The organism is Microcoleus sp. LAD1_D5, assembly GCF_036702115.1.
GTDB lineage: Bacteria > Cyanobacteriota > Cyanobacteriia > Cyanobacteriales > Microcoleaceae > Microcoleus.
This window is the reverse complement of sequence record NZ_JAUBSA010000093.1, coordinates 1-17,828: the sequence shown is the minus strand read 5'-3', so window position 1 is coordinate 17,828 and position 17,828 is coordinate 1. Positions and strand designations below refer to the sequence as shown.

17 protein-coding genes and 1 rRNA gene are annotated in these 17,828 nt (G+C 45.8%); 10 read left to right on the top strand and 8 right to left on the bottom strand.

Features of this window, described 5'->3' with window-relative positions:
- Positions 1 to 175: 175 nt before the first annotated feature.
- The 3 genes from rrf to sufR all read right to left on the bottom strand — a co-directional run bounded on the left by rrf (position 176) and on the right by sufR (position 1,704).
- Positions 176 to 292, bottom strand: a 5S ribosomal RNA gene (gene rrf, locus QUA70_RS25395).
- Positions 293 to 488: 196 nt separating this feature from the next.
- A complete protein-coding gene (locus QUA70_RS25390; RefSeq protein WP_333350600.1) occupies positions 489 to 896 on the bottom strand; it encodes a hypothetical protein in 408 nt (135 codons plus the stop codon).
- A 109-nt stretch (positions 897 to 1,005) separates the two neighbouring features.
- Entirely contained in the window at positions 1,006 to 1,704 is a 699-nt protein-coding gene (sufR, locus tag QUA70_RS25385; protein ID WP_333334620.1) for an iron-sulfur cluster biosynthesis transcriptional regulator SufR, read from the bottom strand.
- Positions 1,705 to 1,892: 188 nt separating this feature from the next.
- Between sufR and sufB the strand changes: the two genes are divergently transcribed.
- The 6 genes from sufB to QUA70_RS25355 all read left to right on the top strand — a co-directional run bounded on the left by sufB (position 1,893) and on the right by QUA70_RS25355 (position 8,854).
- On the top strand, positions 1,893 to 3,335 hold the full coding sequence (sufB, locus tag QUA70_RS25380; protein ID WP_333044220.1) for a Fe-S cluster assembly protein SufB: 1,443 nt from the start codon (positions 1,893 to 1,895) through the stop codon (positions 3,333 to 3,335).
- Positions 3,336 to 3,697: 362 nt separating this feature from the next.
- On the top strand, positions 3,698 to 4,489 hold the full coding sequence (sufC, locus tag QUA70_RS25375; RefSeq protein ID WP_333350601.1) for a Fe-S cluster assembly ATPase SufC: 792 nt from the start codon (positions 3,698 to 3,700) through the stop codon (positions 4,487 to 4,489).
- A complete protein-coding gene (gene sufD, locus QUA70_RS25370) occupies positions 4,486 to 5,829 on the top strand; it encodes a Fe-S cluster assembly protein SufD (protein ID WP_333350603.1) in 1,344 nt (447 codons plus the stop codon). Before sufC ends, sufD begins: the two co-directional genes overlap by 4 nt.
- 177 nt (positions 5,830 to 6,006) lie before the next feature.
- Entirely contained in the window at positions 6,007 to 7,269 is a 1,263-nt protein-coding gene (locus tag QUA70_RS25365; protein ID WP_333334626.1) for a SufS family cysteine desulfurase, read from the top strand.
- Positions 7,270 to 7,383: 114 nt separating this feature from the next.
- Positions 7,384 to 8,328, top strand: a complete 945-nt coding sequence (locus QUA70_RS25360) for a hypothetical protein (protein ID WP_333410720.1) — start codon at positions 7,384 to 7,386, stop codon at positions 8,326 to 8,328.
- A gap of 97 nt (positions 8,329 to 8,425) precedes the next feature.
- Positions 8,426 to 8,854: an Imm1 family immunity protein gene (locus QUA70_RS25355; RefSeq protein WP_333334630.1), complete on the top strand. Its 429-nt coding sequence runs from the start codon at positions 8,426 to 8,428 to the stop codon at positions 8,852 to 8,854.
- A 120-nt stretch (positions 8,855 to 8,974) separates the two neighbouring features.
- Here QUA70_RS25355 and QUA70_RS25350 read toward each other — a convergent pair whose 3' ends face one another.
- On the bottom strand, positions 8,975 to 9,799 hold the full coding sequence (locus tag QUA70_RS25350) for an SDR family oxidoreductase (protein ID WP_333350607.1): 825 nt from the start codon (positions 9,797 to 9,799) through the stop codon (positions 8,975 to 8,977).
- A gap of 112 nt (positions 9,800 to 9,911) precedes the next feature.
- Here QUA70_RS25350 and QUA70_RS25345 point away from each other — a divergent pair, with 112 nt between their 5' ends.
- Positions 9,912 to 10,766, top strand: a complete 855-nt coding sequence (locus QUA70_RS25345; RefSeq protein ID WP_333350609.1) for a YkvA family protein — start codon at positions 9,912 to 9,914, stop codon at positions 10,764 to 10,766.
- A gap of 160 nt (positions 10,767 to 10,926) precedes the next feature.
- Here the strand turns inward: QUA70_RS25345 and QUA70_RS25340 are convergent, their stop codons facing one another.
- Both QUA70_RS25340 and QUA70_RS25335 read right to left on the bottom strand, forming a co-directional pair.
- Positions 10,927 to 11,283, bottom strand: a complete 357-nt coding sequence (locus QUA70_RS25340; RefSeq protein WP_333410718.1) for a zinc ribbon domain-containing protein — start codon at positions 11,281 to 11,283, stop codon at positions 10,927 to 10,929.
- A gap of 102 nt (positions 11,284 to 11,385) precedes the next feature.
- Positions 11,386 to 11,538 carry a hypothetical protein gene (locus QUA70_RS25335; protein ID WP_333350611.1) on the bottom strand — a complete coding sequence of 51 codons (153 nt, stop codon included), beginning with the start codon at positions 11,536 to 11,538 and terminating at the stop codon, positions 11,386 to 11,388.
- Between the two features lie 72 nt (positions 11,539 to 11,610).
- Between QUA70_RS25335 and QUA70_RS25330 the strand changes: the two genes are divergently transcribed.
- Both QUA70_RS25330 and QUA70_RS25325 read left to right on the top strand, forming a co-directional pair.
- A complete protein-coding gene (locus tag QUA70_RS25330) occupies positions 11,611 to 12,192 on the top strand; it encodes a hypothetical protein (RefSeq protein WP_333334639.1) in 582 nt (193 codons plus the stop codon).
- Between the two features lie 301 nt (positions 12,193 to 12,493).
- Positions 12,494 to 12,967: a TspO/MBR family protein gene (locus QUA70_RS25325; RefSeq protein WP_333334640.1), complete on the top strand. Its 474-nt coding sequence runs from the start codon at positions 12,494 to 12,496 to the stop codon at positions 12,965 to 12,967.
- Positions 12,968 to 13,328: 361 nt separating this feature from the next.
- Here QUA70_RS25325 and QUA70_RS25320 read toward each other — a convergent pair whose 3' ends face one another.
- Both QUA70_RS25320 and hslO read right to left on the bottom strand, forming a co-directional pair.
- Positions 13,329 to 15,392 carry a hypothetical protein gene (locus QUA70_RS25320; protein ID WP_333334642.1) on the bottom strand — a complete coding sequence of 688 codons (2,064 nt, stop codon included), beginning with the start codon at positions 15,390 to 15,392 and terminating at the stop codon, positions 13,329 to 13,331.
- A 246-nt stretch (positions 15,393 to 15,638) separates the two neighbouring features.
- On the bottom strand, positions 15,639 to 16,538 hold the full coding sequence (hslO, locus tag QUA70_RS25315; protein ID WP_333100952.1) for an Hsp33 family molecular chaperone HslO: 900 nt from the start codon (positions 16,536 to 16,538) through the stop codon (positions 15,639 to 15,641).
- A gap of 399 nt (positions 16,539 to 16,937) precedes the next feature.
- On the opposite strand from hslO, the gene QUA70_RS25310 reads away from it, so the two are divergent.
- The gene (locus QUA70_RS25310) at positions 16,938 to 17,591 is read left to right on the top strand and encodes a Crp/Fnr family transcriptional regulator (protein ID WP_333334644.1); all 654 of its coding nucleotides are present in this window, start codon (positions 16,938 to 16,940) and stop codon (positions 17,589 to 17,591) included.
- Positions 17,592 to 17,828: the final 237 nt, after the last annotated feature.

Below are 17,828 nucleotides of genomic sequence, written 5' to 3'. Positions count from 1 at the left end.
ATATTGAGATTTCTACAAAACTGGCACCAAAGACATCTTCAACAATTCTTGTGGGAAATAGCGCTTAAGCATCCTGCGGGCCCAAGACTTGCTGTTGTGTAGATGAGTAATAATTCACCAAAAAAACTAAAGCCCTTTTCCGTTGTTGCGGGAAAAGAGCTTTAGTTTATTATTAACCTGGCACTGAGCTATTTTACCGGGCAGTGACCCGCCGAGTATCTTCGCCATAGCAACGTTTAACAACCGAGTTCGGGATGGATCGGAGTGGTTCCATTACATCATAAGCACCAGGAAAGCTTTGAAAACTTTTTATCCTGTGTCTGCGTTAAGTCAGATGCGTTGCATCTCTTTCGCTCGACTTAATTACCTTATCAAGTTTTCCCCTGTCTGTCAACCCCTTTGCCAAAAGTTTTTTTCCCTCGCCCGAAACCGCTGGAATTATCGGGGTTTGAGGTCGGGTTTGGGGGTGCGGCAGATCGACCTTTAAGTCACAAGTCCAAAAAAGCCGCCTCGGTTCCCTGTTCTCTGCGAATCTTCCCGTCCTTTACAAACCACGCCACGACCTGCTTAACTGTTAATTGTTCGATTGGGATCTCGGTTTCTGTCGCAATTTGCCTCAAAGGCCGCAAAGACGCCACCACCAAATTCGTAAAAAAGTTTTCAAAACTCGCATCAAGTTCGATCGACCCTTTAATACTCTCATCATTCTTAATCCAATCCATCACCTGCCCATTAGTCACCTCAGCCACCGGCAAACCAGTCTCCCCAGAAATTTGCTTCAGCACCCTCAAAGCATAAATTGCCACCCGCGCCGAAAACTTCTCCTTCGACGACAGCAGCGCCATATCAACTTCGGCACACTCTTCCGGCTTTAAAAAATTTGCTAGCGGTTCCATATATTAAAAATTGGTAATTGCTAATCGGTAATTGGTAATCCCTGACATCCGTGACATCCGTTACACTCATCCGTTGCCGAACTTTCATCCGTTACATCCGTTAAATCCGTTAGAAAATCCGTTGCCGAACTTCTTCCTTCCTTCTTGCAATCAAATAACCACAGCGGTGTTCCCCATCAATAATCCAGTGAGTCCGCTCCACAATACAATCCGGCAAAACCGCCGCAAACATTTCCAACTCATTGCCACACACACTCGGAAAAGTTTCAGCAACATTAGAAATCGCGCAGTTGTGTTCCATCAACACAAATCGATCGCCCTTAACGTCGCGATCGCACATCCCAACCTCTACAGATTCTACAGGATAACACTCAGCCATATAACCTTCAGCCCTGCGGAGTTCCACCAACTTAGTCACCCTCTCTTGCAGCGAACCCGCACCCACCAGCCTGCGATAGTCCGTAGCCTTGCGCTGCCACTGTTTTCGCAGGATACTAATCACTTGCTCGCGGCCGACAGTTTCCGCCAAAGTATCCAAGAAAGAGACTGCAAAATCGCCGTAACGGTTCGGGAATCGATCGCGCCCCAAACTGGTAAGCTCATAAATGTGCTGCGGTCGCCCCATCCCAGCCTGAACCGACTGATACTGAATCAGCCCCTCCGCCTCCAAATCCTTCAAATGACGGCGAATCGCCTGCGGGCTGATATCCAAACACTCCGCCAACTCAAGAGCCGTCCCTTTATCCCCCTTAAGCAAATATTGCAGGATGTCTTGTTTCGTGGAAGTCTGCTGAGTAGTCTCCATCATCTTCACAAAAAATTATTAATTTGACTTTGACAATATCACTATTGTTAATGTAGCTTAAAATATAGTAAAGCAACAAAATTGTTGTTTAACTTCCCAGAGCAGTCCTGCAGAACTCGCTCAAGCCCAGACAGGCATTGCCCCGTCTGCCATCCAGAGAGCATTATCTAGAACACTGAACACGCAAAATAATGAGTTCTACCACAGTCAAAACCTTAGTCAACCAACCCTACAAATACGGTTTCGTCACCGACATCGAATCAGACACCATCCCCCGCGGCTTGAGCGAAGATGTAGTGCGCCTGATTTCCTCCAAGAAAAACGAACCGGAATTCATGCTGCAATTCCGCCTCAAAGCATACCGGAAGTGGCTGACAATGACCGAGCCCACCTGGCCCCACGTCAACTATCCCGCGATCGACTACCAACAAATTATCTACTATTCCGCCCCCAAACAAAAGCCCAAAAAGCTCAACAGTTTGGACGAAGTAGACCCGACACTGCTCGAAACCTTCGAGAAACTCGGCATTCCCCTCTCCGAACAAAAACGGCTCGGAAATGTTGCCGTCGATGCCGTTTTCGACAGCGTTTCAATTGCCACAACATTTAGAGAAAAGTTAGCCAAAGATGGTGTTATTTTCTGTTCCATTTCAGAAGCCGTCAAAGATTATCCCGAATTAATAGAAAAATATCTCGGCAGCGTCGTACCAGTCGGCGATAACTTTTTCGCAGCCCTCAACTCTGCCGTCTTCAGCGACGGTTCCTTTGTTTATATTCCCAAAGGCGTAAAATGCCCGATGGAATTGTCAACCTATTTCCGCATCAACAACGGAGATTCCGGCCAGTTCGAGCGCACACTAATTGTTGCAGAAGAAAACAGTTCTGTGTCTTACCTAGAAGGCTGCACCGCCCCGATGTTTGACACAAATCAACTGCACGCCGCCGTCGTGGAATTGGTAACAATGGACAATGCCGACATCAAATACTCCACAGTGCAAAACTGGTACGCTGGCGACGCCAACGGCAAAGGCGGCATTTACAACTTCGTGACGAAACGCGGTTTGTGTCAAGGAGTCAATTCTAAGATTTCTTGGACACAAGTAGAAACTGGTTCCGCGATTACTTGGAAATATCCCAGTTGCGTGTTAGTCGGCGACAACTCGGTAGGCGAATTCTACTCGGTAGCGCTGACAAACAACAAACAGCAAGCTGACACCGGCACCAAAATGATCCACGTTGGCAAAAACACTCGCAGCACGATTATTTCTAAGGGAATTTCGGCGGGAAATTCATCCAACAGCTATCGCGGTTTGGTGAAAATGGGGCCGAATGCTAAAGGCTCTCGTAATTACTCTCAGTGCGATTCCATGCTGATTGGGGATAACGCTCAAGCGAATACTTTCCCTTATATTCAAGTGCAGAACCATACAGCTAAAGTGGAACACGAAGCTTCGACTTCTAAGATTGGGGAAGAGCAATTGTTCTTCTTCGCACAGCGGGGAATTTCCGCAGAAAATGCTATTTCGATGATGATTAGCGGTTTCTGTAAAGATGTTTTCAATCAGTTACCGATGGAATTTGCGGCGGAAGCTGATAAGCTGTTGAGTCTGAAGCTCGAAGGAAGTGTCGGATAATTTACCCTCGTTACCAGGCCGAGTTTATTGCTGACAACTTAAGACTGCAACCCATAAAAAATGTCGCTTTTATTCGAGTCTAGCTCCCCCTAAATCCCCCTTAAGAAGGGGGACTTTGAGAATACTTCTTGTGTCCCCCCTTCCTTATTAAGGGGGACTTTGAGAACACTCTTGTCCCCCCCTTATTAAGGGGGACTTTGAGAACACTCTTGTCCCCCCCTTATTAAGGGGGGTTAGGGGGGAGCGAGACTTCGATACAAACAAGAGAGACGGTAGGTTTAACGTTAAGTGGTTAGCAATAGCCAGAGCCTAGAAACGAGAAAAAAAACTGTAAAGTGCATTGAGGAAAAGGACAAAAATAGATGATTGTAGAAAATAGTCAAGTGGTGCTATCCGTCCGCGATTTAACTGCGAATGTGGAAGATACCCAAATCCTTAAGGGTTTGAATCTGGAAATTAAATCGGGTGAAATTCACGCGATTATGGGCCCCAACGGTTCGGGAAAAAGCACTTTATCCAAAATATTAGCGGGTCATCCTGCTTATACGGTAACGGGCGGAGAAGTTACTTTTCTGGGTCAAAATTTGCTGGCATTACCGCCAGAAGAACGCTCTCTGGCTGGCGTGTTCCTAGCGTTCCAATATCCTTTAGAAATTCCCGGCGTTAGCAATCTGGATTTCTTGCGCGTGGCTTACAATTCTCACCGCAAACATCGCGGATTGGAAGAATTGGATGCTTTTGATTTCCAAGATTTAATCGAGGACAAGCTGGATATTGTCAAGATGAATGATTCTTTTTTAGGCCGCAGCGTAAATGAGGGTTTTTCCGGCGGCGAGAAAAAGCGAAATGAAATTTTGCAAATGGCGTTGTTGGAACCGAAGTTAGCTATTTTGGACGAGACTGATTCGGGTTTGGATATCGACGCTCTCAAGATTGTCGCCGGCGGTGTGAATCAGTTGTCAAATGCTGAAAATTCGATGTTGGTGATTACTCACTATCAGCGGTTGCTGAATTACATTATTCCTGATTTTATTCACGTCATGGAAGCGGGCAGAATTATCTTGACTGGTCCGAAAGAGTTGGCGCTGGAATTGGAAGAGCGCGGTTATGACTGGGTTGTGGAAGAGGAAGCAGCAGGAGTAGGCGCGCGATGATAAATACGCAAGTTGCTAGTAGGGAAATGTTTTTGACTGATTTGGTGAATCAGTGCAGCAAGTTGGAGGCTGCTAATAGCAAAAGTGCGGCTTACGGCTTGCAGGATTTGCGGGATTCGGCGACGGAATACGTGCTTGCTTCGAGTTTTCCGACGGTGAGGGATGAAGAATGGCGCTTTACTGATTTGTCGCCGGTGTTGCAAATTCCTTTTCATATACCCCAGAGCAATCAGTCAAAAGTTAAGCTGGCTGATATCATTATGCCAGTGAAAAACAAGGCCGATTTACCATTAAGATTGGTGTTTGTCAACGGGTTTTATGCGCCGGATTTGTCAACGGTGAATTTGCCGAATTTGCCGAATTTGCCGCTCGACTTTTACGCAGGTAATCTATCTAATGTGCCCGAAAAATATCAAGGGCGCATCAGCGATGTTTTGAGCAAGCACAGACAGCAAACCGAGGTGTTTACGGCGCTGAATACTGCGGGTTTGGCGGATTCTGCGGTGGTGTTCGTGCCGGCCAATATGTCGATCGACCTTCCGATTCACTTGCTGTTCCTGACAGCGCCTGGTGCATCTCCCACGATGTCCCAGCCGCACTGCTTGGTCATAGCTGAGCCTGGAAGCAATGTGACGCTGGTTGAGGATTACGCAACTATCGGTAATGTCTCTGCATTTACGAATGCTGTAACCGATGTTGTTGTCGGCGAAAACGCCACTGTGAATCACGTTCGGCTGCAGCGGGAAGGTGGGGAAGTTGTTCATATCGGCAAAAGTGCGATCGAGCAATCTCGTAATAGCCGTTACACTTGCCATGCTATCAGCTTGGGAGGCAAAATATCACGGCACAATTTAGAAGTATTTCAGCGCGGCGAAGCCACTGAAACAACTTTAAACGGCTTAAGCGTAGCCTTTGGGGAACAGTTGGCGGACACTCACAGTTTAATCGATTTTAATCACCCTCACGGTACAAGCCGCCAATTGCACAAGTGCATTGTCGGTAACAAAGCTCGCGCTGTATTTAACGGCAAAGTTTTCGTTCGCAAAGCCGCACAATTGACAGATGCTGGACAATTGAGCCGAAACTTGTTGCTGTCGCCGAGAGCTCGCGTAGACACTAAACCGCAGTTGGAAATTGTTGCCGACAACGTTAAATGTTCCCACGGTGCAACTGTCAGTCAATTAGAAGATGATGAACTTTTCTACTTGCAAAGTCGCGGTTTGGATTTAGAAAGAAGCCGCTATTTGCTAATCGATGCTTTTGCCGCCGAAATTCTCAATCTGTTGCCAATTGTAGGTGTGGCGAAAATGCTTTCTACCTGCGTGGCTATCCAAGGATAAAAGAATTAGCAACAGCGTCGAAGCCTGTTCCACAAAAATAAATGTTCCTGTGGGGTGGGCTTCTAGCCCGCCCAGAATCAGCAACAGCGTCGAATCCTGTTCCACAAAAATAAATGTTCCTATGAGGTGGGCTTCTACCCCGCCCATAATCAGCAACAATACTAACTTCTGAAATTTATGACACTTATTCAAGAAAAAACACTTGCCTCAAAAGTTCGCGGCGACTTCCCAATTTTGAATGAAAAAGTAAATGGCAAACCGCTCGTTTATTTAGACAATGCAGCTACTTCTCAAAAACCCCTAGCTGTACTCAACGCTTGGCGTGATTACTACGGACAATACAATGCAAACGTGCACCGCGGCGCCCACACTCTCAGCGCCAAAGCGACTGATGCTTACGAAGGTGCGAGAGACAAAGTTGCGGCGTTTATAAACGCCGCGTCGCGGCAAGAAATTGTTTACACTCGCAACGCCACCGAAGCGATTAATTTGGTTGCTTATTCTTGGGGTTTGAGCAATTTGCAAGCCGGAGATGAAATTATCCTGTCGGTGATGGAACACCACAGCAATCTCGTTCCGTGGCAAATGATGGCTCAAAGAACCGGTGCGGTGCTGAAGTTTGTCGAGTTAACGGAAACTAACGAGTTTGATTTGGAACAGTTTAAAACCCTGATTTCCCATAAAACTAAGTTGGTGTCAACCGTTCACGTTTCTAATACTTTGGGCTGCATCAGTCCAGTCAAAGAAATCTGCAAAATTGCCCATAGTTTCGGCGCAAGAGTTTTAATAGATGCTTGCCAAAGCGTGCCGCACATGATAGTAGACGTGCAAGCAATAGATTGCGATTGGCTGGTTGCTTCCGGTCACAAAATGTGCGCTCCCACCGGCATCGGTTTTCTGTACGGTAAACTGGACTTGCTGAGAGAAATGCCTCCGTTTTTTGGCGGCGGCGAGATGATTGCTGACGTGTTTTTAGAATATTCAACTTATGCCGATTTGCCGCACAAATTTGAGGCCGGCACGCCTGCAATCGGAGAGGCGATCGCCCTTGGTGCAGCAATCGATTATCTTAGTAACATTGGCATGGATAAGATTCACGCTTGCGAAGCAGAATTGAATGCTTATATGTTCCAACAATTGCGGCAAATTCCCGAAATCAAAATTTACGGGCCACAACCAGACAGCAACGGCGAAGGTAGGGCAGCTTTGGCGGCATTTACAGCCGGAGAAATTCACCCTCAAGACTTGTCTACCTTGTTAGATCAGGAGGGAGTCGCCATTCGTTCCGGGCATCACTGCACGCAAGCTTTGCACCGCTATTTGAATATTTCATCTACGGCGCGGGCGAGTTTGTATTTTTACAATACTCGCGAGGAGATTGATGTGTTTGTGAAAGCGTTGAAAGAGACGATCGACTTTTTTGGTGGGATTATGGGATAATTTGGTAGGGTGGGCATTTGCCCACCTTGTTAGAACATTGTTTGCCTTTGCCGAGCGGAATATCTCGTGAAAATAGTTGAGTATTATAGTTTAATAATACAACCACTAAAAAACATGAATCAATATCCTATTATCCTCATGCCCGACCCTGTTATTCAAGCTATGAATGCAGTTCCCTTCACATGGAAATTTAGTGAACCCAAACCTTTACCTCCTAGTTATAAGCCCCAACCAATTGATGTACTTTTGTTTTTTTATAAATCTCTGCCATTAATTATTCCTTTTGCAACTATTGGTCTAATTGCCAGTAGAAATATTATCATTAGTTTCTATATTTCTGTAGGTGGCATTTTGGTTACTGCCTTGAACTTCTGGCAACAACAAATGTATTACTTACGAACAATTAATCAATACAAGCAACAAATGCGCGATTATAAAGATTTGTTAGCAGAATGGAAAAAGTGTGAGATTCAGCATAAACGGCAGATAGCAGAATCCCAAAAACCTGAAAAAATAAAACAGTATCCCTATCAGATAATTAAAGACATTATCATAAAAACCGTCCCTCCTGAAGGTAGAATTATCAGTACAAAGTCTCAGTGGGTTGAAAGTAAATTTTATAAGAACTTACAGCAATTATTCCCCGATAAAATTTATAACAATTTAATCATCCAAAAATCCCACTCCTATCAACCTTACTGTATAGAAATTTCTTATTTTGATAAGTTAACAAATTTACGTATAGATATAACAATTGATCAACCTTATCACTATGAAAGCGGTGAGCCTAAAAATTACGAAGTGCTTGTCCAAGAAAATCAGCGCCATCAACTATTTTTAGAAAAAGGATGGATACTCATTAGATTTGCTGAGGAGCAAGTAGTCTGTTGGCCACAAAGCTGTTGTCGGGTAATAGCCGAAGTAATCAATCAAATAATAGGTACACCAATTCCAGAGGAATTGACAACTGTAGAAACTTTACGACCTATCCAGCAATGGAATGAATTGGAAGCACGACAAATGGCACAGGAGCGCTATAGAGATAATTATTTAATTTAGCGATCGCTCTTTTTTTGACCGCAGATGAAGGCAGATGAACACGGATGAACGCGGATGAAGAAGACAGCGCTCGCACCCCAAATAGAAGGAGGCAATAATGTTTGTGTTAAACCTATCAGCAGAAAATTGGGTTGGCAACCAGGATGAAGGTGATTTAATAGAAAGTCCTACTTGGAGTCAAATAGAACAAGCCATTCGCGAGTTAGATGGGAAAAGTAAAACTTTAGTTACCTTGGGTGCAGATGACGAGTGTTATATGAGCATTGGTGGCGGCGAATCCGGCAAATATATTGTTAACATAACTTTTGATAACGTTAGCTTCCATAATTTAGTAGATCCCTCAAAACCAGATGCAATAGAAAAGCTAGTTGTCGGCGGACAAGAAGGTAATTATTCTGCCAGGATGTGTGTAAATTTAGAGACGGCACTGTTGGCAGCTCAAACATTTATAGTATCAGGAGAACTTCAAAGATCACTGTCTTGGGAAGAAGAGAAAGAATTAGCGGTGTCATCAAATAATATTTAACACAACATAAGTGAAGTGCGATCGCTCTTTCTTCATCCGCGTTCATCCGCGTCAATCCGCCTGCATCTGCGGTAAAGAAAAAGAGCGTGAAGCGAAGCTATCCCGAAGGGAATCGCCCAACTAAAACTCCCTAATCTCAGGATGAAGAAACTGATAACCAGCCGCCTTAATCTTTTGATTCGACACCCTCGCATTATAAGGCCGCACGCTAGGACTTCCATCCCAAGAAACTTTAGGCAAATTATGAGCTTCAAAAATGCGATCGAGCAATTCACCACTGGATAGCGACACATCCCCGACTAAATTGTAAATTCCCTGCAATCGATTTTCCAAAGCAAAGGTTAACCCCCCAACAACATCATCCCGATGCACCCAATTAGTAGCATCTTCCCCCTTACCGGGACGAGTGCTACCAGCCGCGCCTCTAAAGATTTTAACTAATTCTCGCCCCGGCCCGTAAATTCCTCCCAAACGGAGAATGCAGACGTGAAGATTGGGACTAGATGCTGCTAATAAAACCCGTTCTGTTTCTGCGAGAATTTCACTGTTTGGATTAGCCGGCGCGACGGGTGATTCTTCATTTACCACTTCACCTTGGCGATCGCCATACACAGAATAAGTACCCGTATAAATAACCTGCTTTACAGTCGGTATCTGCTGTAAAACCGATACTAATGTTGTCGCAGTATCTAAATAACTCTCCCGATAAGCCTGAGAATTTGGAGCACCGACGCACAGCATAACAGCATCTTGTTCTTGCAGTACAGAGGCGATCGCATCTTTGTCATTTCCTTTGAGCACGGCTACCCCCTGCGCGACACCCTCCAACTCAACTACTCGCGTCGCCGTGGTAGTTGTCGCCGTCACGGTACAATCAGATTTGCCGCGTAAATGTTTGGCTGTCGCAGTACCCACATAGCCGCAGCCGACGATCGCAACTTTCATAAAAAATTCTCCATTGTGTCATGCTCTCTAAAATTATTGCCGGTTTCTGAAATCATGGCGCGCTGAGTTTTGTGGTAAAATGCAAAGCGTCGTTATCAATCGGAGTAGCATCGTGTCCGAGAGAGATATTTTTGCCACCTCCTCAGAAAGCGAACTTTTAGCTTTTTATGGTTCTTTGTTTGCGATCGCAGCCACCGATGGTTCCGTTGATATTGACGAACTAGATTTGTTGTTTAAAACCATAAATTTAGATAAATTTTCTGACTCTGCAAAGACTCAAATCCAATCCTACACAGCTAGTCCCCCATCACTCAGCGACTGTTTGCAAACACTCAGCAAGTCAAAAGAACCGCTGCGTTTGGGAGTCATGTATTTTTTAATTAACATTGCTGGGGCAAATAAGACGCTGCATCCCGCAGAAAGCGAGGCGCTCCAATCCGCAAAAAAACTGCTGGCGATTTCTGACTTGCAAATCCAAGCCATGCAGGAATTCATCGCAGACATGAAACAAATACGGGATGCCGCCCCTAATAAAAATCAGGCATCAGCATCCTTCAATTCTGCTGTTTCCCAGCTTAAAGCTAAAGGCATTCCTCTCGATTTAATCGACAGGAAAGGAACCACAACAAACCTCAGCAACCCCCAAATTAACTATTCAGATGAAAGTTTTTGGGTTAAACTTAAAAACTTTGCTTTAACCGCAGGAAGAGAAGTAGTTGAAAAAGCTTTGATTCTCTACTATACGGCTGAGAACCCAAACGTGCCTGCTTGGGCAAAAGGAGTTGTATTTGGAGCTTTGACGTATTTTATATCTCCTGTCGATGCCATTCCCGATATATTAGCCGGCATCGGATTTACCGACGATTTGGGAGTATTGCTGGCGGCAATAGCTACTGTTTCCGTCTACATTAATGCTGATACTAAAGAACAAGCCAAACAAAAAATGAAAGATTGGTTTGGTCAATAATATTATATCCGGTTGAGCGTTGTGTTTCCGTCTGCATCGGAATAATAGAATCTGAATAATATAGCAGTTGTCAATCGGATGAAATACAGGACACGGCAGTGCCGTGTGCCTATCCAATAGGTGTAATTGACTCAACTGAAAACTTGATTATTGTGGATTCTCAGTCTTTAATCGGCTTACCATCTCGATTGACAATACGGCTTTCACCATCCTTAGCCGTGACATTTTCATAAACCCCTTCATCCCGCTTCACGTACTTGCTGAAACCCGAATTTTTATAATCGGTGTCGGATGTCGGCTTCATCAACCTCGGAGCGCTCAGCAGCCGACGTACCGGAGCATCTGCGGGAGTCTCTCCGGGTTCGCACTTAGCCAACTCGCACAGTTGACCCCAAGTAGAAACTTCCAGGTTCATGCTGTGCGAAACTTCTAACTGCTGGTTGTTTTCGGGACACAAATAATCGTATACAGGCATACTAAGAATCTCGTTTGCAACTACTAAAATTACTAATTGCACGGTTATTGAGAATATTATAGCTCAACATTACTAATAATTCAACCCTAAAAATCCAACTTTACTATTTTTAACGGTTGTTGAAACCTTAAATCCGCTATATTATTAACCCAGTGTGCTTGCTCCCGGATGCGATCGAGACAAAGCCCAAAAGTACCCTACCCTGAAATCCTCTGACTCGATCCAACGATCGCACGATCGACAGCTAGCAAATGCCCGCAAGACTTCCGTGAATGCCGTCAAAGGATTGATCATCATTTTCAGACTGTACGCACATCACAGATTCTAAGTTTCAATTTTATTTATTTAGTCACCAGCGAGGATTTACCGATGAGCGATTTCAAAGTTACGCCAGAAGTAGAGCTGAACACAGCTCAAATGTTGGAGCGATACCAACTGCAAGATGAGACAAATCTGCGGCGTTGGGCCAAACTGCACGGTATCAACAGCACTCGCGGTTTCTTCTATCCCAGTGAAGTAGATTTGATGGATCATGCTCACCACCATCTTTACAATTTGGGAATGAGCATTGCTGACTACCAAAGTCTTTTAGATCGGCGCCGCAGCCATTCCCAGACATCAGGCGACCAAAATAAAACAGTAGCAAGTCAAGTTGCTGACGAAGCATACGATGCCATAGAAACGCTTACAGATCAGTATGCTGAAGCTATTGATTTAATGGGAGAACGTATAGCAGACCATTTCATAGATGAACTCGATTTATCTGTGATGCGACACCTTTCTCAAAAAGTGAAAGACCGCCGCACTCTCAACGGTCAAACTAAAAAGCCTAACCGTTTTCTCCAAGTGATTAAAGCCGTGTTGCAGCCCAGCAGCGAAAATACGCTTCTGGTTCCCAAAAAAGAGGATGACTCTAGTTTAGAATTAGAACAGCATCATCGGCTCGGCTAGTCGCCGATTTTTTTGAAAGCCTAAGAGACTTTTTGTTCAATTTACTGGTCAAATTTACTGAAAAGCCGACCCGAACCCTCCCCTTGTCAAGGGGAGGGAGCAAGAGTCACATTTTTTATATTATGAATCGGAATTGAAGAAAATAAATTGAGGTTTCCCCGAAGTCTAAATTACTTTTCAACTAATGTTGGATTTCGCAACTCAACCTAACCTAATATAACTAGGGACAGATGGCGCGACCGCCAAAATTAGAGATAATATATGCTCAATTGAACCTGTCAACCTCGTGCAAGGTAAAAAAATGATTAAATCCTGGATGGTAATTGGAGGCGTCGCCTTGATAGTAGCACTAGCCACTAACATAATCCCGCCCAGCGACATCCAATGGTTCAACCGCTTGCAGCGTCCGAGATGGCTAGTATTTGAAAGAGCAATTCCCCTAATTTGGACAGTAATTTTTATTTGTGCAGCTTGGTCAGCAGTGATTGTTTGGGAAAAAGAACCAGGAACTCAGGAGACTTGGCTAAGAATGGGTTTGTACCTGCTTTTAGAAATAGTAACTATGTCTTACACCTCGGTTATGTGCAAAGTTAGGAGCCTAAAAGTCGGCACAATAATCGGCGGAACGGGCGCTATTTTAAGCGTGTTCCTAGCTTTAAGTGTGTTGCCAGTTTCGGAGCCAGCCGCTCTGTTATTGCTGCCTTACATACTTTGGAGTCCGATCGGCACTTACACCACTTGGGCAATGATGCACCTGAATCCGGCGGATGTTTAATTGATCTAAAAATAAAGGGTAATTGGTAATTGATAATTAGGAAAAAGGTAATTGCTAAACTGTACCTCACCCAATTTAAAACTGCTATAGCAAGCCTCGTATCGAATTGTGAACTCTTTCTCTTGTCTCTCTTCTCTTCCTTTTCTTCCTTCGTGTCTTCGCGGTTCGTTAAATAGAGATTTTCTGAGTTTTATCGTGTGGTGGGGGCGGGCTTATTTAATTTGTTGGCCATGTGAGGATTATTCGTAAACCCACGCCTAGAAGTTGATTGAGAATGATGCTTGATGTGAGTTTTAACTCAAATCAAGCACTAATTCTCAGGGTTTAAACCCCCCGCCCAATGTTGGGCAAACCAGTTAACCTAGCGACTCCCAGAGCTGCTCGGTGGCTCAGTTTCCGGAGGTTCGGGAGGGGGAGATTCAGCATCCGGAGGATTCAACGACTCCTCCCAAACTTTGATTTGCGATCGAGCTTGCTCGAAAGCCCGAGTGCCGGAGGGAATTTTCTTCAAAGTTGCGATCGCCCCAGCCAGATCCGACGACGACTGTTCCACACCAAGCGCCAAAATCCGCTGGCTCCACTCATCAATCGCCTCACTCGCCTGCCACCGGAGCGAACTCGACTCCGGCACCTCAAGGGCCAGGGAAATTGCCGTTTGCAGAGCCTCCGCAGTCCCCGATCGGGCTGCCTGACGGGCGCTCTGCAAACCTTGCTCGCCCTGAAATTGAGCCTCCCAAGTCCGAATGTTCGATCGAGCTTCCTCATAAAGCACCCGTCCCGATCGAATCCGGCGCGCCATCTCAATTGCCCCTGCCAAATTGCCGCTCGCCGCTAGCTGCTGAGCTCTATCCAAAAACGGCTGGTCAACAAGCCGCTGTCTCCTCTCGATCCAAGCTTGAATTTTGGCTTGAGCTTCCACGTAAAGCGCCCTACCTCTACCGATCCGAGAAGCTTGAGCAACGGCGGCTTCCAGAGCATTCGGATCCCCCATACTCGCCAAATCGTTCGCTCTTTGCAAATACGGACTGTCTTCCAGCAGCTCGATTTGACGGCTCAAGGTGCTAATTTGACGGCGAGCTTCCGAAGCGCGGGGATTTGATTCCGGGACTGTTTGCAATTGCGCGATCGCAGCCCTCAAATCATTTACCCCACCAGGCGCCGCCAGCCTGCTTGCCATATCCAAAACTTTGACATCAGCCATTTCTTGCTGCCAGCGACCGACTAAATCTTGAGCTTGTTTGTATAAAGGGCGGCCGGAGTTCAACTTTTGAGCAATCTCGATCGCCTTGGAGAAACCCTCAACAGAGCCAGTCAAAGCCTGAGAAGTAGCATTCGCCAACTCATTAAAATCCTGTACTTGTTCCCTTAAATTTGCCGACTCCGGAATCTTGTTAGCGATCGCCATCGCCTCCTGCCAATCCCCTGCTTGCAATCGTTTTTGGGCGATCTCCAGAATTTTCTTGCTAAATTCCGCGATCGCCTTATTGGCAGCTTGATACAAATAACTGTTTTGATCAATTCCCTGAGCCAGCTTAATCCCCGTCACCAGATTGTCGAGACCTCCCTCGGAGGCTGTATTCCGGGCTTTTAGCAACTTATTGCCCTCCGCCCGAGTCGTCTGAATTAGCTTAGTCAATTCCTCGTACTTAGCCGATTCCCAGAAAGTATTTCCCAAATCCAAAAGCAGAGTAGCTTGGCTGAAAGCCAGCGGCCACTCTTCCTGACGCAAGTGGTCTTCCGCCGTGCGGTAAATTTTCTCTGCATCGCTCCATATCGACTGCCACTTTTCAATCTGCTTTTCCATCTTCGGGTAAGCCGGAACGTTTTTAGGAACCTTACGAGCGAGCGCAATCGCCTCATCCAGCTTTCCTTCTTGGAAACTAGCATTTCCCAGCCTAATAATATCCTCCGACCACCGATCGATTTGAGTGTTAATTCTCGGCCGCAGCGGATGGTTTTGTGGCAAAGCATTCACTAATTCGATCGCCCTGAGCAAATCATCCGCCGTCCGCTTGCTTGCTGCTTCTTGAGCACAAAAAAAGCGGTCGTTAGCAGAAGCCGTCGGCCAAAAAATCTTTGAGCAATTTGACTGCGAGGTCAGGTTGAGTAAAGACGCAATTGCCACAAACCCCATACCCACCGATAGCATCAAACTCAGCGCCAGCCAAAACTGCCACTTATTCGACCACTTCCGCCAAAACGGATTGTGTTCCTCCGGCGGCTGCGAGTTTTCCCCAGACAAATTCGGCGGTAGTTCCAGATGCCCTCCCGGCATTTTTCCCGAAGTAACCAACTCTCGGAGTTCTTTAAGTCGTTCAGCCCGGTTTTTCCTTGCTGGTAAGCGCACGAGCGACGAAGTATCCTTTGTTGACTCCAAGGATTCTGATGCAGACCAACGGCCTGGTATTTTGCGATCTTGACTCATATCCTCACCACAAACAGCAACCAGCCAGCGTTAGTTATTTAAAAACTGCGAGCGCTGCTATCAACTGCTCTATAAAATGTATTCATCACTTTTACATACTCCCGTCGGCCCCAGACTGCAAGAGCCGATCGCCAAACCGCCAAAATCAAAATTTTGTGATTAGGTAATTGATAATGCGTAATTGGCAATTGGTCAAGGCCATCATCCCTAACTCGCACTCAATAGAGCCAATTACACATTATCCTCTCAAGAACCGGAGTTTGATCGCAAATCGCCGATCAGTTCTGCAAGTTGGTCGCTATTAGCTTTGTAAACCTCGTTGCAGAAATGGCACGTAGCCTCAGCCCCCCCATCTTTTTCAATCATGTCTTGGAGTTCGGCTTCGCCCAACATTTTCAAAGCTCCCAAAACTCGATCGAACGAACAGCCACAGTCAAAGCGCACCATCTGAGTTTCCGGGAAAATTTCCAGGCCCATATCTCCCAGTAACTCTTCGAGAATCTGGTGCAGCGTTTTGCCCGATCGCAGCAGTGGCGTAAAGCCCGACAATTCAGCAACTCTAGATTCTAAAGTTTGCACCAATTTTTCGTCCGTTGCCGCCTTCGGCAGAACCTGCAACAGCACACCCCCAGACGCTTCTACCCCGCCCGCCCCCACAAACACCCCCAAAACCAAAGCCGAAGGCGTTTGCTCCGAGGTTGCCAAATAGTGAGTCAGATCGTCGCCAATTTCGCCGGAAACCAATTCTACCGTACTGGAGTAAGGGAAGCCGTATCCAACGTCCCGCACCACGTACAAATAACCGTCACCTATTGCCCCGCCGACATCGAGTTTGCCTTTAGCATTGGGCGGCAATTCCACTTCGGGATTGTCCACATAACCTCGAACCGTTCCATCAAGTCCCGCATCCACCAGAAGCCCGCCGAGCGGCCCATCTCCTTTGATGCGAATGTTGACTCTCGATTCGGGCCGCTTCATGCTGGAGGCGAGTAACAGCCCCGCCGACATTGTGCGGCCGAGGGCGGCTGTAGCCACGTAGGAGAGCTTGTGCCGCTGTCTTGCTTCTTCGGTGAGGCGGGTGGAAATGACGCCTACAGCGCGAATTCCGCCATCTGCGGCTGTAGCGCGAATTAATTGATCGGCCATGAAAAACCTTACTTTGTCTTTTGATACCTTCTTGAACTATTTTATAAGTTCTTGAAGGTTGTGGCAGCAGAGAGCAGCAGTTGACTCGGCGGGCCTATCCGTGCGATCGAACTTCAGAACTCGCCTCTGTTTTCTATTTAATCTTAATTAACAGACTATTTGTTAACAAATAGTCTGTTAATTTTTTCAAATTAAATTTTTATTATTTAAAATGCCGCAAATAACGAGTGCATTTATTTTACACCAGCCAGCGTTTCCTTAGTTGTTTTATAACAAATAACAACTCATGACTAAAGCTTATCTTGCCGCTAACCAGACGATTACCAAACCTTTACCTTTGTCGGCTAGAGTGAGAGGCGTAGGTCTCAGACAAATGTTTTTTAGCTGGAAATAAGGGATATGCCACCAACATCCAAAGCACTTTTAGCGGAAATCCAGCATAACACAGGAGCAACTCGAAACTTGCATTTTTATGCCAAGGGCGAAACCATTCCTTTGATGTCGCAAGGTCTTTGGCGAGTCTGTCAAGGTCTAGCACAACTGAGTACGCTTTATCCAAACGGGGAAGAAGGACTTTTGGGTTGGGTTGGGCCTTCGATGTGCTTCGGTTTGTGGTTGACAAGCTTGCAGACTTACCGAGCTACGGCGACATCAGATGTTTATTTGATGTGGTATTCTATGGTGGAAATCGAAGCTTCTCCTCAACTAGCTCACGAGTTGCTGCCTCAAATGGTACGGCGGCTGCGGCAAATGGAAGCAATTTTAGCGATCGCCGGACAGCGGCGAGTAGATGACCGTTTGTATCAGCTTCTGCTATTATTGCAACAAGAATTCGGTCAGCCTGTGGTTGAGGGAACTCGTTTGAATATCCGCTTGACACATCAAGATATTGCTAATGCGATTTGCACGACGCGGGTAACAGTAACTCGAATGCTGGGAAAATTGCAGCAGCAAGGGTTAATCAGTCGAGATGGCGATCGGCATTTAATTCTTAACAAAGATGTTTTTGCGTCCAGGTCGGATTTGTTTGGCTGCAACCCTCAAGCAATGTAGAACCGACAGCAACTTGCATCTACACTTTTTTTTGCATCTACATAAAGTCTTCCAGTATTAGCTCTCAAATCTCAGTGCATGAGAATTTTTTATCTGGCTCTTCCTCCCGCTATTTACAGCCATACCTTTGCAGTTGGAAAAGATATAATTAAGCGGTGCATCTATTTAGGGCTTGCTGAAAAAGTGAGAAAACAGCATTTAGAAAGATGAGTGAATTCGAGTTCTCCTCGGCAATAT

Coding starts and splice junctions, on each gene's coding strand:
- QUA70_RS25360 (WP_333410720.1), top strand. CDS start 7,384: ATGAATCAATATCCTATTATCCTCATGCCCGACCCTGTTATTCAAGCT.
- QUA70_RS25310 (WP_333334644.1), top strand. CDS start 16,938: ATGCCACCAACATCCAAAGCACTTTTAGCGGAAATCCAGCATAACACA.
- QUA70_RS25325 (WP_333334640.1), top strand. CDS start 12,494: ATGATTAAATCCTGGATGGTAATTGGAGGCGTCGCCTTGATAGTAGCA.
- QUA70_RS25365 (WP_333334626.1), top strand. CDS start 6,007: ATGACACTTATTCAAGAAAAAACACTTGCCTCAAAAGTTCGCGGCGAC.
- sufR (WP_333334620.1), bottom strand. CDS start 1,704: ATGATGGAGACTACTCAGCAGACTTCCACGAAACAAGACATCCTGCAA.
- QUA70_RS25320 (WP_333334642.1), bottom strand. CDS start 15,392: ATGAGTCAAGATCGCAAAATACCAGGCCGTTGGTCTGCATCAGAATCC.
- sufB (WP_333044220.1), top strand. CDS start 1,893: ATGAGTTCTACCACAGTCAAAACCTTAGTCAACCAACCCTACAAATAC.
- QUA70_RS25350 (WP_333350607.1), bottom strand. CDS start 9,799: ATGAAAGTTGCGATCGTCGGCTGCGGCTATGTGGGTACTGCGACAGCC.
- sufC (WP_333350601.1), top strand. CDS start 3,698: ATGATTGTAGAAAATAGTCAAGTGGTGCTATCCGTCCGCGATTTAACT.
- QUA70_RS25330 (WP_333334639.1), top strand. CDS start 11,611: ATGAGCGATTTCAAAGTTACGCCAGAAGTAGAGCTGAACACAGCTCAA.
- hslO (WP_333100952.1), bottom strand. CDS start 16,538: ATGGCCGATCAATTAATTCGCGCTACAGCCGCAGATGGCGGAATTCGC.
- sufD (WP_333350603.1), top strand. CDS start 4,486: ATGATAAATACGCAAGTTGCTAGTAGGGAAATGTTTTTGACTGATTTG.
- QUA70_RS25355 (WP_333334630.1), top strand. CDS start 8,426: ATGTTTGTGTTAAACCTATCAGCAGAAAATTGGGTTGGCAACCAGGAT.
- QUA70_RS25335 (WP_333350611.1), bottom strand. CDS start 11,538: ATGATGATCAATCCTTTGACGGCATTCACGGAAGTCTTGCGGGCATTT.
- QUA70_RS25390 (WP_333350600.1), bottom strand. CDS start 896: ATGGAACCGCTAGCAAATTTTTTAAAGCCGGAAGAGTGTGCCGAAGTT.